Source organism: Mongoliibacter ruber, from assembly GCF_003003005.1.
GTDB classification, from domain to species: domain Bacteria; phylum Bacteroidota; class Bacteroidia; order Cytophagales; family Cyclobacteriaceae; genus Mongoliibacter; species Mongoliibacter ruber.
The window spans coordinates 493,119-506,924 of sequence record NZ_PVTR01000001.1 but is presented as its reverse complement, the minus strand read 5'-3'; the positions used below and the strand labels follow the sequence as shown (position 1 = coordinate 506,924).

General features: G+C 38.6%; 10 protein-coding genes. 4 read left to right on the top strand and 6 right to left on the bottom strand.

Annotation, left to right across the window (positions count from 1 at the left end):
- Nucleotides 1–23 precede the first annotated feature (23 nt).
- On the bottom strand, nt 24–761 hold the full coding sequence (locus CLW00_RS02260; RefSeq protein WP_106132223.1) for an NYN domain-containing protein: 738 nt from the start codon (nt 759–761) through the stop codon (nt 24–26).
- A gap of 138 nt (nt 762–899) precedes the next feature.
- On the opposite strand from CLW00_RS02260, the gene CLW00_RS02255 reads away from it, so the two are divergent.
- Nucleotides 900–1,991 carry a 6-phosphofructokinase gene (locus tag CLW00_RS02255; RefSeq protein WP_106132004.1) on the top strand — a complete coding sequence of 364 codons (1,092 nt, stop codon included), beginning with the start codon at nt 900–902 and terminating at the stop codon, nt 1,989–1,991.
- Between the two features lie 10 nt (nt 1,992–2,001).
- The gene (locus tag CLW00_RS02250) at nt 2,002–2,445 is read left to right on the top strand and encodes a DinB family protein (RefSeq protein ID WP_106132222.1); all 444 of its coding nucleotides are present in this window, start codon (nt 2,002–2,004) and stop codon (nt 2,443–2,445) included.
- 34 nt (nt 2,446–2,479) lie between these two features.
- On the opposite strand, the gene CLW00_RS02245 is transcribed toward CLW00_RS02250, so the two are convergent.
- On the bottom strand, nt 2,480–3,694 hold the full coding sequence (locus tag CLW00_RS02245; RefSeq protein WP_106132003.1) for a PQQ-dependent sugar dehydrogenase: 1,215 nt from the start codon (nt 3,692–3,694) through the stop codon (nt 2,480–2,482).
- Between the two features lie 286 nt (nt 3,695–3,980).
- Between CLW00_RS02245 and CLW00_RS02240 the strand changes: the two genes are divergently transcribed.
- Both CLW00_RS02240 and CLW00_RS02235 read left to right on the top strand, forming a co-directional pair.
- Nucleotides 3,981–5,435: a sulfatase family protein gene (locus CLW00_RS02240; protein WP_245917141.1), complete on the top strand. Its 1,455-nt coding sequence runs from the start codon at nt 3,981–3,983 to the stop codon at nt 5,433–5,435.
- Nucleotides 5,436–5,518: 83 nt separating this feature from the next.
- Nucleotides 5,519–8,650, top strand: coding sequence for an AsmA family protein (locus CLW00_RS02235; RefSeq protein ID WP_106132002.1), 3,132 nt, complete (start codon nt 5,519–5,521; stop codon nt 8,648–8,650).
- 186 nt (nt 8,651–8,836) lie between these two features.
- On the opposite strand, the gene CLW00_RS02230 is transcribed toward CLW00_RS02235, so the two are convergent.
- The 4 genes from CLW00_RS02230 to CLW00_RS02215 form a co-directional block, all read right to left on the bottom strand.
- Nucleotides 8,837–9,271 carry a hypothetical protein gene (locus CLW00_RS02230; RefSeq protein WP_106132001.1) on the bottom strand — a complete coding sequence of 145 codons (435 nt, stop codon included), beginning with the start codon at nt 9,269–9,271 and terminating at the stop codon, nt 8,837–8,839.
- Nucleotides 9,272–9,327: 56 nt separating this feature from the next.
- Nucleotides 9,328–10,509, bottom strand: a complete 1,182-nt coding sequence (locus CLW00_RS02225) for a class I SAM-dependent rRNA methyltransferase (protein ID WP_106132000.1) — start codon at nt 10,507–10,509, stop codon at nt 9,328–9,330.
- The gene (locus CLW00_RS02220; protein ID WP_106131999.1) at nt 10,478–11,890 is read right to left on the bottom strand and encodes a high affinity choline transporter 1; all 1,413 of its coding nucleotides are present in this window, start codon (nt 11,888–11,890) and stop codon (nt 10,478–10,480) included. Before CLW00_RS02220 ends, CLW00_RS02225 begins: the two co-directional genes overlap by 32 nt.
- Before the next feature lie 226 nt (nt 11,891–12,116).
- On the bottom strand, nt 12,117–13,730 hold the full coding sequence (locus CLW00_RS02215) for an ABC-F family ATP-binding cassette domain-containing protein (RefSeq protein ID WP_106131998.1): 1,614 nt from the start codon (nt 13,728–13,730) through the stop codon (nt 12,117–12,119).
- Between the last annotated feature and the right edge of the window lie 76 nt (nt 13,731–13,806).

The window sequence follows — 13,806 nt, the reverse complement described above, 5'->3', positions numbered from 1 at the left end:
AATTGGTTCGCAAAGGTATGATTTCAGTCTTTATTTCGCACAAAAATTAATTTGTGTCTTCCTTTTTGTGCTTCTCTTTCTTCGATCTCAAATGCATTGATTGAGTTGACTAGTGGTGTGAGTTTTTGGTAACCATAGTTTCTTGAATCAAAATTTGGTTGCTTTTTCTGTAAAAGGTTGCCCACATCACCCATAAATGCCCAGCCATCATCATCAGCGAGATCAGCAATGGTATTGTAAATTAATCGAATCAATTTAGGTGTGATTTTATCTACTTGCGGCCTTTCTTTTTTAGCTCCTTTGAGGGTGCCTTGTTCAGGTTCTTCTTGTTGTAGAATTTCCACATAAATGAATTTATCACAGGCCGCTATGAATGGTCCGGGGGTTTTCTTTTCTCCCATGCCCAACACCAACATTCCCGCTTCCCTTAATCTCATGGCGAGTTTGGTAAAGTCACTGTCACTTGATACCAGGCAAAATCCATCTACTTTTTCGGAATATAGGATGTCCATGGCATCAATAATCATTGCTGAATCAGTAGCATTTTTACCAGTAGTGTAGCCATATTGCTGGATTGGATTGATGGCATTCTCTAAAAGGACATTTTTCCATTTTGCGAGTTGAGGTTTGGTCCAATCTCCATAAATTCTTTTAATAGTAGGATTGCCATATTTGGCGATTTCTTCCATCATTTCCTTAATCGGGCTTGATGAAACATTATCGGCATCTATTAGTACAGCAATTTTCTTATCATTTTGCATAAAAAATGTATTTTTTTGTTTAGCGTTCAATTTAATCATTTAAAATGCAATAAAACTAAGTAGTCTGCGCTTTATGGCTTCTCTTATTAATTCGGGGCATTTTTTGTAAGTTGCAAGAAGTTAACAATTATTTAAATCATGAAAAAACTTTTGGTAGCCACCGGTGGCGGTGATTGTCCTGGTCTCAATGCAGTGATAAGAGGAATCTGCAAGAGAGCAAAAAAATCCAAACAATGGGAAGTGTATGGAAGTAAAGAAGCATTTAATGGAGTGAACGAAGATCCTCCAAGAATTATAAAATTAAGTGGAAAAAAAACCGCGGGAATCCATGTAAGGGGAGGTACCATACTCAAAACAACCAATAAGGCTGACCCTCTTCATTTTCCAGTAAAAGGGGCCGATGGAAGTATTACTTTCGAAGACCGTACCCAAGAGCTGGCAGATAAAATCAAATCCTTAGGTTTCGATGCCGTTATCAATATCGGTGGTGATGGATCCCAAAAGATATCAAAGGCATTATTTGATAAAGGTCTTCCTATAGTGGGTGTGCCAAAAACTATAGACAATGACCTTGCAGCCACTGATGTGACATTTGGTTTTCAAACAGCAGTGCAGATAGCATCAGATAGTTTTGATAAATTGGTGACTACCGCTGAAAGTCATCATAGGGTGATGATCATGGAAGTCATGGGAAGAGATGCAGGTTGGATTGCCTTGCATACTGCGATTTCAGGAGGTGCTGAAATATGCCTTATCCCGGAAATACCATATGACCTTGCTAAAATTGTGAAAAGAATTGAATCGAGGTATGATAAACATAGAGGCTTTGTCAATATTGTGATTGCAGAGGGTGCAAAACCCAAAGAAGGCAGCATTGTGTCAAGAGAAGGAGACGAAGGTTCAAGACATGTCAGATTGGGAGGAGTTGCATATCAATTGTCCGAACAATTGAAAGAAGCTGGGATTAGAGCTGAGATCAGGGAAACGGTTCTTGGTCATGTACAGCGTGGTGGTACGCCTACAGCATACGATAGGGTATTGGCTTCTCTTTTTGGTGTAAAGGCATTCGATATGGTAATGGCTGGGGAATTCGGTAAGATGGCCGCTTTTGTCAATAATGATTTTGTATCCGTTCCACTGGAAAATGCGACCAAAGAATATAATGTAGTGGATAAAGACAGCTTCTTGGTGGATGGAGCAAGAGGTTTGGGAATTGAATTTGGAGATTAATGATAAAATCATGAAAGATGCACTGATATACTTTTTTGAACGAGATTTAAAAAAGCTGATAAAAGAACTCGATGCTTATCAGAATGAAGAGAATATCTGGAGGGTAAGCGGAGAAATTAAAAATTCCACTGGGAACCTTAGCTTGCATCTTGTTGGGAATTTGAATCATTACATCGGTGTTCATCTTGGTAAAAGTGCTTATTCTAGGGATAGGGAAGCAGAATTTGCTACAAAAGGAATAAGCAGAACTGATCTTATTGTGATGACTGAGAATACAATTCAGGAAATTACAAATGCCATTCTTCAGTTTCCTGAGGATTGGTTTTCAAGAACCTATCCTGAAGATGTGTTCAATGAGTCAATGACCTATGAGCATTTTATGATCCATCTGGTCTCCCATTTGAATTACCACTTAGGTCAAGTCAATTACCATAGGCGATTATTGGATCACTAAAAAATTAAAGGCAGCCATTTGGCTGCCTCCTTTTTTATTTGGGTTCTATTCTATATAGTCCACCGTCGCTATGGTCTGTGAGTAGATAAATAAAACCATCTGGTCCTAGTCTTACATCCCTGATTCGTCCTAATTTTTTGGTCAAGAGTACTTCATCGTGCACCACTTCCTCACCTTCAATTTCCAACCTGTGCAATTGCTCTTTGTAGAGCGATCCAGCAAAAAGGTTGCCTTCCCATGCTGCAATCTTTCCTTGTTGATGAAAAGCCAAACCCGATGGTGCCATAGATTCTTCCCAGATATGCTTTGGTTTTTCTACTCCGGGAGCTTCATTACCCAGTCCAACTTTGGCTTTGCTTGAATACTCTACCCCTTGACTGACTTGAGGCCACCCATAATTTTTACCCATTTTTACCAAATGAATTAAATCACCTCCAAAAGGGCCATGTTCACTGGTCCAAATCAATCCTGTGCTTGAGTCTATCGCCAAACCTTGGTTATTTCTATGTCCAAAAGAAAAAATCTCAGGTCGAAGATTCCCCGGTTCGGTATTGACAAATGGATTGTCTTCTGGTACACCACCATCCTCCTTGATTCTGATCATAGATCCTGCAGGGTCTGTCAAATCCTGAGAAGGATACCTGATACCTCTGTCTCCTATTGAAAATATCACTGTACCGTCCCCGGGGAACACAATTCTACTTCCATAATGTCTTCCTGGTTCTGTTCGGGGTATTTGGGTATACAACACTTCCATATCAGTCAATTCGCTTTTGTCCGAGGAGATTTTTGCTCTGGCCAATGCCGTACCTGTTGCATAATCATGATCGCTGAAATTGGAGTCATCATCCCCAGGGCTTGAAAAGGTAAAGTATATCCAACCGTTGGATTTGAATTGAGGATGAACTACCACATCCAACAGACCTCCTTGATTGCCTCCATCTGGGGCTGTTTTTTGATCTTCGTCCGTGTCTATTTTTGGGAGGTTGTTGACAGATGTGATTTGATCACCGTCTATATGTAAAAGTCTGCCTGGGCGTTCTGTTATCAGCATGCTGCCATCATCGAGCCATGTCATAGCCCAAGGGTGTTCTAATCCCTCGACAAGTTGAATTACTTTAAAGGTTGATTTTTCACTGTTTACTTCTTCTTCTACTGTCTTGTTGATTACTTTTTGTGAATGGGCAGAAGGTATGATCCCCATTAAGATCCAAGTGAGTATAAGAATTTTTAGAAGAGATTTGTCCATAATCGCAAAAGTTTAAGTGTATACCTTAGCTTTCAATTCAATAGGAGTTATGATTTATCGATCAAAGTTGAAAGCATTAAAATAGATTTTATTGTCAATTAGAATGAATATTGACCATATCGGTTGATACTTTTGCAATTTTAAGACCAATGAAAAAAAGCTGCTTTTGGATTAGGATAATTCATGGTATGTTTATCTGTGTGGAAAAGATTCCCCACGTTTATTCCCTTTATCGGGGATATTTATGTATGGTCGTATCGCTTGTGATAGCAAAAATTGTATTATCATGTATCTAGAAAAAATAACCCATTCTACCTATTATTTATGGTTGGGAATCATGATCCTGACTGGTTTTTTTAGCTGTTCAGAAAAACCAACTTCTCAAAAAGAAAACAAGCTTCCCAATATCGTATTAATTCTAACGGATGATCAAGGCTACAATGACCTTGGGGTTTATGGTTCCCCTGATATTCTCACCCCACACCTGGACCAGCTAGCCGAAGATGGCATGAGGTTTACCAATTTTTACGTGGCTCAGGCAGTTTGTTCTGCTTCCCGCGCTGCTTTGCTTACAGGTACATATTCAAATCGATTAGGTATTCATGGAGCATTAGATCATATGAGTAATCATGGTCTCAATCCAGATGAGACTACTATCGCGGAAATGTTGAAGCCACTTGGATATAGCACTGCAATTTTTGGAAAGTGGCATTTAGGACATCATCAAATGTTTTTGCCCACCAATCAAGGATTTGATGAGTTTTATGGGATTCCGTATTCCAATGATATGTGGCCCAATCATCCCGAAACAAAAGACTATTACCCGCCATTGCCTTTGTATGAAAATAATAAGGTAGTTGATACTCTTCATACAGATCAAAGTTTACTCACTACCCGATTGACAGAGCGTTCAGTGGATTTTATTGATAGAAATAAGGATAATCCATTTTTCTTATACTTAGCGCATCCAATGCCTCACGTGCCTCTTTTTGTATCAGAAAAGTTTCAAGGCAAATCTGAAAGAGGACTTTATGGTGATGTGATCATGGAGATTGATTGGTCTGTGGGTCAGGTAATGGATGCTTTAAAGAAGCATGGAATCGAAGAGAATACACTGGTCATATTTATATCTGATAATGGGCCTTGGCTGTCATACTCTGCTCATTCAGGTTCGGCTGAGCCCCTTAGAGAAGGAAAAGGTACTTCCTGGGATGGGGGAGTGAAGGTTCCTGCCATCATGCGTTGGACCGGCAAAATCCCATCCGGTAGCATACAAGAAAATCCTGCAATGAGTATAGATATTTTGCCTACTATTGCGACAATCACAGGGGCATCCTTACCTGCTTTATCGATTGACGGTAAAAGTATTGAAAAAATGATTTCAGATTCAGCTAATAAATCACCTCAAGAAGCCTATTTCATTTATTATAATAGAAATGAACTTCAGGCGGTGGTAATCGATGAATGGAAATTATATTTCCCACACAGGTACAGGAGCATAGCCAGTGGGCAAGCATCCCGAAATGATGGTATTCCATTAAAATATGAAATGATTGATTTGCAAGAGATGATGTTGTTTCATATCCCTTCTGATCCTTCGGAGCAAAATAATATTATTGAAAAACACCCTGAAGTTGTGACACGTATATTGGCATCAGCTGAAAAAGCAAGGCAGGATATGGGAGATGCTTTAACTGGCGTAGAAGGGCTTAATTCGAGGTTGCCGGGACGTATTGATTGATTACCAGATGTTTTTACAAAAATTAAGAATCATGCACGATTTATTTGCGTTCATTTGTGTGAATATTAACTGGAAGGAAAAGAATGAAGCGTAAGTATATTTGGTGGAGTGTTGCGATTGTGTTTACAGTGTTGATTGTTATCCCCAGTCTAGGTGTATTCTTATTGTATAAAAACCAGCGTCAACTGACTCAAAAAGCCATTGTTTCGTTGAATGAAAGTATTCAAGGAGAACTTGGTGTCAGGGATTCCTATATTTCTCCATTCAAGAATTTCCCTTATATCTCCATAGACCTTCAAGATGTAGTGCTTTTTGAAGAAAAAGGGCAATATGAAGACACCATCATGACAGTGCAAGACATATATGTGGGTTTTGATGTCATGGATATCATCAATGGAAATTATACTGTAAAGTCTATCCGGCTAAGTTCAGGTGAATTGAATCTTTTTTCGGATGCTTCGGGTAAGTTAAACTTACTTAAAGCAATTGCCATGGAAGACACTCCCCAAAAAGAAGAAGGTGGAATGGATTTGGCTTTATCATCTGTACAATTGAATAATATCATCCTCACACATCAAGACCAATCCAATAATTCATCCATTGAAATAAATATTGCTGATTCTCAAACATCTCTCAAAATTGCTGATGAACACATGTTTGTGGACATAAAAGGAGCTTTGATAGTTGACCTTTATCAAAATGGGGAACCTTCTTTTTTCAATTACAAGCATATCAACCTCGAATTGGTACTGGATTACGACCAAAATTTGGAATTGGTAAGCGTCCAAAAATCTAAGGTTGAACTGGAAGAGGCGGTTTTTGAGCTTTCGGGAAAAGCCAGTTTAGCCAATGAATTGGATTTGGATTTAAAATTAAGTGGAGAAAAACCCGATTTTTCTCTCATTGGAGCTTTTTTGCCAAATGAAACTGCAGAAGTTTTGAAAAAGTATGAAAACGAAGGTGAGGTATTTTTTATTGGGAGTGTAAATGGCAAAGCAGGAAACGGAAATGTTCCTAAAATATCCGTTGAATTTGGTTGTGATAATGCTTACTTCCTTAATCAGAGTAGTGACAAAAAAATAGATCAATTAAGGTTTACTGGCTTTTTTACCAATGGGAAAGATAGAAATCTCAAAACTTCCGAGTTTCAGTTGCTGAATTTCAATGCACGTCCAGAAGAAGGAACTTTTCAAGGAAGGCTAATAATAAGGGACTTTGAAAATCCGTTTATTAAAGTCAACCTCAATGCAGATCTTGATCTGGCCTTTTTAGGGCAGTTTTTTGAAATTGAGAATCTGCAAGGAATCAGCGGTCAGGTGATTGTCAATATGGATTTTGACGAGCTGATTGATCTTGAGGCAGGAATTGGTTCAGTCTCAGATATTCAAAATAGTCTTCAAAGTGAGCTGATTATCAAAGACCTGAATTTTGCTTTCCCTAATCTGCCATATCCTATTCATCAGATGAATGCTTATGCTTTCATGAAAGATGGAAACCTTAAACTTGACAAACTTAACTTCAAAATTTTGGATTCTGATTTTTCAATAGATGGTTCTCTGAATGATTTTCCCGCAGTGCTTCATGGAGAACCGGATATCGTGAAGGTAAACCTGAAGGCCAGTGCCAATAAGATTGATCTGGGTCAATTGTTGCCGGAAGACAGTAGTATGACTGAAGTAATTTCTGATTTTAGGGTAAAATTGGCCTTTGAGTCTACAGGTAATCAGCTTCGTGATTTCAAGCACCTGCCAATAGGAGAATTTTTTGTGGAGGATTTTCATGCAAAGTTAAAGCATTACCCACACGAGTTTCATGATTTTGATGTAGATATCCTTATAGGTGAACAAGAGCTGATCATCAAGGAATTTACAGGGATGCTGGACACGACAGATTTTAGGTTTACAGGCAGAATAGATAATTATCCTAAATGGTTTGAAGAAAAAACAGTAGGGGTAAGCAACGTTGAGTTTGACCTTGAGTCAGACTATATTGCTGTCAAAGATCTTTTGTCCTATCAAGGGGTTAATTACTTGCCAGAGGATTATCGTGATGAACAGATTAGCCAAGTCAAGGTCAAAGGAAGGGTAGCCCTTAATTATGATGAAATATTTCAATCTGCAGATTTATATCTAGATAGACTTCAAGGTAGGATGAAGTTACATCCATTAAAATTGGAGGATTTTAAAGGCAGGGTACATTTTGAGAATCAGTATTTACTTGTTGAAAACTTTGAAGGTAAAATGGGTACCTCTGATTTCAAAATCAATATGGGGTATAACTTATCAGATTCCTTGAAAACACAGAAAAACTTCTTTTCCATCAATGCCAATAGACTGGATTTAGATGCTTTGTTGGGTTTTGATTCAGTAGAAAAGGAAGTAAATCATGAGGAGGCTTTCAATATTTTTGAAGTACCGTTTTCTGATATGGATTTTTCAGCCAATATTTCAAAAATGAATTACCATACTTTTTGGCTTGATGATGTGACTTTCAAAGGAAGAACTACCCAAAACCATTACATTTATGTGGACACTCTTGGACTCAAGGCTGCTGACGGATCACTTGGCATCAAAGGCTATTTCAATGGTTCTGATCCTGCAAAAATCTATTTTAACAGCACAATGAAAGCCCAAAAACTGGACTTGGATAAATTGCTAGTGAAGTTTGATAACTTTGGCCAGGATGTAATGATCAATGAAAACCTTCATGGCTTGGTTTCCGGTACGATTGAAAGTAATTTTCTTGTCCACCCCGATCTGACTCCAATTATAGAGAAATCCGAAGCTAAAATGGAATTGACAGTCTATCAGGGTAGGTTGGTAAAGTTTGCACCATTGCAAGCTATGGGCGAGTATTTTAAAGATAGAAACTTGAGTAATGTACGTTTTGATACGCTGCAAAACACCTTTGAACTCAAGGAGGGTGTGCTCAATATCCCCAAAATGAATATCAATACAAGTTTAGGCTTTATCGAGTTATCAGGAAAACAAAGTCTTGATATGAATATGGATTATTTTATAAGGATTCCTCTAGGTTTAGTGACTCAGGTCGGATTTAGGTCTCTCTTTGGTGGTAAGTCCCGAGAAGAAGTCGATGCTGATCAAGAAGATGATATCATAAAAAGGGATCCCAATTCTAGAGTGAGGTTTGTAAATGTGACCATGAGCGGTACTCCTGATGATTACAAAGTTGGTCTTGGAAGAGATAAAAATTAAAAGGGTCAATTCAATTAAGAATTGACCCTGATATGAATGTGTAATATTTGTATTTTAACTCTGCTTCATTGAACCATTTCTTTGTGGATCAATATCCATCAATATCAAATAGAATTAATATCTAACTGACCAGATTTAAAGAATAATTTGCTCTCAGGCAGAATTGCGAGTACACTTATTTTTTTATCATCCTAACCAGCTGCTCCAAGGAATTCTGCTCAAAATCAAAAGCAGACCAATGGCATACATCATATAGATAGACCTGAATTTAGCGCGGCTTTCAGTCAGTTTTTTGGCTCTCGAATAACCAATCGTGATCAATATGATTGCCACAATATTAATCAATGGGTGTTCTAATGCAGTAAGTCTCGCTGCGCTGTCAGACATGGCACCGCCACCTTTGAGAAGAGCAAAGCCAACTGGGCTGACGAAATAAAGGATAAGACCTACAAGCAATTGGATATGGGCCAAAATAAAACCAACCAATGCCAATTTTCTGTCTTTTTCTGTAAATGACCTATTGGCCAAAGAACCAATCAAAGCTGAAATAAATACCACAGCCAAGATGACTAAAACCAGGTACGCGAGACCTGAATGAAGATGTTGTAAACCTGTATACATTTTTTAAATATTTTTTCTGATGTTATAAAGATAGGGCGAAAATACTCACCTAGGGACTACTCTACAAATAAAACTAATCCTTTCAAATATTCTGTCTCTGGATGGAAGATATTGATTGGATGATCTCCAGGCTGGGAGAGGTAATGCAAGATTTTGATGTTTCGGCCAATTTCATGCGCTGCGGCAGTGATGGTGTTGGCGAAAAGCTGCTTATCTACGACCTGAGAGCAAGAAAATGTAAAGAGAATTCCTCCTTTTTTGATCCGCTTCAAAGCTTCGGCATTCAACCTTTTATAGGCTTGAACTGCATTATGACGTGATTTGATGTTTTTGGCGAAAGCCGGTGGGTCCAAAACTACCAAGTCATAATCATTTTCAATTTCTCTGATGTATTTGACTACATCAGCGACTACTGACTCGTGTTTACCCTTCACATCTGCATTCAATTCAAGGTTTCTTTCGGTAAGCTCAATGGCTTTGGCTGAGATGTCCACTGAATGTACTTCTTGGGCACCGGCATTTAGTGCAGCGATCGAAAACCCTCCCGAATAGCAGAAGGTATTCAGCACTTTCTTGCCTTGACTGTACTTTGCCAATAAATGCCTGTTTTCTCTCTGGTCGATGAAAAACCCTGTTTTCTGTCCTTTCTCCCAGTCTATTTCATACTTACTGCCATATTCTGAGACTACATTGGTGTCAGGACTTCCAAAAAGAACCCTGTTTTCTACTCCGATGTCTCTAGGTAAAGTTTCAGCACTTTTTTCATATACCGATTTTAGGTCATCTCCCAGAACTGATTTAAGCGCATCAGCGATATCTTTGACATGACGGTACATCCCAACATGATGTGTTTGAATGACGGCTGTTCCATTATAGAAGTCGATAATCAGACCGGGGAGTCCGTCCCCTTCACCATGAATAAGTCGGAATACATTTGTTTCCTCATTTTTCCATAGACCAAGAGCTTTTCTGAGCTCCAATGCCCGCTGGATTTTTTCAGTCCAAAAATCAAGGTCAATTGGTTTTTCTTCAAAAGAAATCAGGCGAACCATGATAGAGCCATATTGAAAGTGACCTATTCCCAGGAATATATCTTTGGCACTGAAGACTTGGACCAATTGTCCGTTTTTGAGGTCATCATCTTTTTGAGCAATTGCACCGGAAAATATCCAATGATGTTTGCGCAAGATGGAGATTTCCTTACTTCTAAGAAGTTGTACTTTTGGATATGGCAGCATATGTAGTTTTTTTATTTGGGAAAATATAAGACCCCAATATCATAAAGATAGCACTTATCAATAAAGCGGGCATATGTGGGTAGTAAGGAAGGTCATAGGCAGAGAGTGCCAAAAACGAAATCATGCCAAAAACAATTGACATCAATGCACCCATTTCTGAGGCTTTTTTCCAATACAAACCTGCAGTAAGAGGGACAAACAAAGAGACCAACATCAATATGGAAGCACCCGCTACCAGTTCATAAATGTTTGTTTTCCATTGTGCCATTAATGTGGCAATGATGGCAACCGACACGATATTGATTCTCAATATCCAAAGGAAATGTTTGTCCTTGAGTTTTTTGCCAAAATATGGGCGAATGAGGTTTTCTGAAATAATGGCTGAGGGAGCCAATAATCCTGAACTTGTGGTGCTCATAATTGCCGAAATAAGAGCGCCAAAGAAAAGAATCTGCACATGGATGCCTGAGTGTCTCAGGACCATTTCAGGAAGTAATAATTGTTTGTTTTCCAGGTAAATTTCAGGATAAAGGTGTTTGGCCGCTAGGGCTATGAACAAGGGAAGAAGTCCAATAGTCACATAAAAACCACCCGCTAGGAAGGTGGATCTGATGGCAACTTTTTCAGATTTGGCGGACATGACTCTTTGGTAAATATCCTGACTTGGAATACTGCCTAAGCCTAGAATGGCCCAGGCACCAAGGTAGTTTATCCAGGCAGTGGGTTTGGGTTCAGGAAAAAATGTAAAACTCCCATCAGGGGCAGATTCTAAAATGGGCATTATCCCGCCTGCTTTTTGGGATACCAAAACTGCTACCCAAATTAGCCCCACCACTATCAAAGTGGTTTGGATAAAATCAGTAATTGAAATTGCCCACATTCCTCCTAAAAAGGTGTAGAATACTACAATTCCAGCACTGAGCATAATTCCAACTGAAATACTGATATCTGAAATCGAGGTAAATATTAAGGATAAGGCAACAAGCTGAGCAGCCACATATCCGAAGTAAGGAGGAATCATAAAGATGGAAGCAAAAAATTCCACTCTTTTGCCAAATATGTTTTTGTAGACATCCCCAATAGTAAGCACATTCATCTTGTACATGGGTCTTAGGTAAAACATACCGAACAATACCAGGCAGAGTGCGCCGCCAAAAGGATCCTCTATCACACCTAATAGGCCATGATCAAGGTATTCGGAGGAAGCGCCAAAAATGGTCTCAGAACCAAACCAGGTAGCAAACAAAGCCGATGCAGAAAGGAATAGGGGCAATTGCCTGCCCGCCAAGACAAAGTCATTTGAGTTTTTGACTAGCCGTGACGACCAGGCACCTACCAATACGGTAATTGCTATGTAGATGATTATTGCTGTGACTAGCAACTTATTTTATTTTAGATCCACTAAGGATGGAATATAATTGAAATATGATTGAAATTCAGTTGAAATAAAATAGAAACATGGAGAACAACTTCACAAAAGTATCTTTATAAATACTTAGCAAAATATATTTCTACCATATTTCTCTTTCAGCATATTGCCATTTATTTCTTTTCAGAATATTCGCTCAGTGGTAAATAACAATGAAATATTGTTGAAGTTATATAATTTAGGAATACATCTTTTCCCTAAGCGCTTTAATCTCCGCTGACTCTAAGTAATCGTCATAAGGCATTCTTCTATCAATGGTACCTTTTGGAGTGAATTCTATGATTCTGTTGGCAGATGTTTGCACAAATGCATGATCATAAGAGCTCATCAATACTGTTCCCGAAAAGTCGATAATTGAATTGTTAAAAGCCGTGATAGATTCCAGATCAAGGTGATTGGTCGGTTCATCCATTACCAAAAGGTTTGGGTTTTGTAACATCATTTTGGAAATCATGCATCTTACCTTTTCACCTCCGGAAAGTACAGAACATTTCTTCAAAGTTTCTTCACCTGTGAAAAGCATCCTTCCCAAGAAAGTCCTTACATAAGCCTCTTCCTGATTGGTGGAGTATTGTCTCAGCCAATCAATCAAATTGAGATCAGATTGGAAAAATTTGGAATTGTCATTTGGCAAATAGGCTTTATTGATAGTGACACCCCATTTAAAACTGCCTTTATGACCTGATTTTTCCTCCATAATGGTTTGGAAAAATTTGGTTACAGCTTGTTTGGTTTTTGATATAAAGGCGATTTTGTCTCCTTTATCGACCATCAAATTGACATCAGTAAAGTATATAGCATTGTCATCCTTCAACTCGAGCCCTTCGGTCATAAATACCTGATCACCCGCTTCTCTTTCCGGTTTGAAAATGATGCCCGGATATTTTCTTGTAGATGGTTCTATATCATCCACATTGAGTTTTTCGAGCATTTTCTTTCTTGCAGTAGCCTGTTTTGATTTTGCAACGTTGGCAGAAAATCTGGCAATAAATTCCTGAAGTTCCTTACGCTTTTCTTCTACCTTCTTGCCTTGATCCGTACGTTGCTTGGCAGCAAGCTGGGAAGATTCATACCAGAAAGTATAGTTACCGGAATAGATTTTTATTTTTCCAAAATCAATGTCCACAATATGTGTGGAAACAGCATCCAAAAAGTGTCTGTCGTGAGAAACTACGATCACAAGGTTTTTGAAATTCACCAAGAAATCCTCAAGCCAATTGATGGTATCAGAATCAAGATCATTGGTAGGTTCATCGAGAATAAGGATGTCAGGATTGCCAAAAAGAGCCTGTGCCAATAGCACCCTTACTTTTTGGTTACCGGCAAGTTCTTTCATCTGCATGTAATGCAGGTCTTCGGATATGCCTAGTCCTGACAGCATAGAAGCTGCATCAGATTCAGCATTCCATCCGTCCATTTCAGCAAATTCAGCTTCTAATTCTGAGGCTTTGATACCATCGGCTTCAGAAAAATCTTCCTTCATGTAGATTGCGTCTTTTTCAGTCATGATGGCATAGAGCTTTTTGTGCCCCATGATCACTGTTTTGAGTACTTCTAACTCGTCAAACTCAAAGTGATTTTGTTTCAAAACAGCCATTCTCTGGCCTGGAGTGATATTGATATTTCCTGAAGTGCTGTCTTGATCTCCGGAGAGAATTTTTAAAAATGTTGATTTCCCTGCACCATTGGCGCCGATGACACCATAACAGTTGCCTGGGGTGAATTTTAAGTTAACGTCTTCGAATAAGGTTCTTTTACCGAATTTGAGAGAAAGATTATCTACTGAAATCATGAATTGCTGTTAAATTTTGAGCTGCAAAGATAGGCAAATCTTAAGGAATCATTAAACAATGAGCAAAATTGCTTAA

Bases quoted from the DNA above. Each gene is read 5' to 3' on its own strand.
- CLW00_RS02260 (WP_106132223.1), bottom strand. From the start codon at position 761: ATGCAAAATGATAAGAAAATTGCTGTACTAATAGATGCCGATAATGTT.
- CLW00_RS02255 (WP_106132004.1), top strand. From the start codon at position 900: ATGAAAAAACTTTTGGTAGCCACCGGTGGCGGTGATTGTCCTGGTCTC.
- CLW00_RS02250 (WP_106132222.1), top strand. From the start codon at position 2,002: ATGAAAGATGCACTGATATACTTTTTTGAACGAGATTTAAAAAAGCTG.
- CLW00_RS02245 (WP_106132003.1), bottom strand. From the start codon at position 3,694: ATGGACAAATCTCTTCTAAAAATTCTTATACTCACTTGGATCTTAATG.
- CLW00_RS02240 (WP_245917141.1), top strand. From the start codon at position 3,981: ATGTATCTAGAAAAAATAACCCATTCTACCTATTATTTATGGTTGGGA.
- CLW00_RS02235 (WP_106132002.1), top strand. From the start codon at position 5,519: ATGAAGCGTAAGTATATTTGGTGGAGTGTTGCGATTGTGTTTACAGTG.
- CLW00_RS02230 (WP_106132001.1), bottom strand. From the start codon at position 9,271: ATGTATACAGGTTTACAACATCTTCATTCAGGTCTCGCGTACCTGGTT.
- CLW00_RS02225 (WP_106132000.1), bottom strand. From the start codon at position 10,509: ATGCTGCCATATCCAAAAGTACAACTTCTTAGAAGTAAGGAAATCTCC.
- CLW00_RS02215 (WP_106131998.1), bottom strand. From the start codon at position 13,730: ATGATTTCAGTAGATAATCTTTCTCTCAAATTCGGTAAAAGAACCTTA.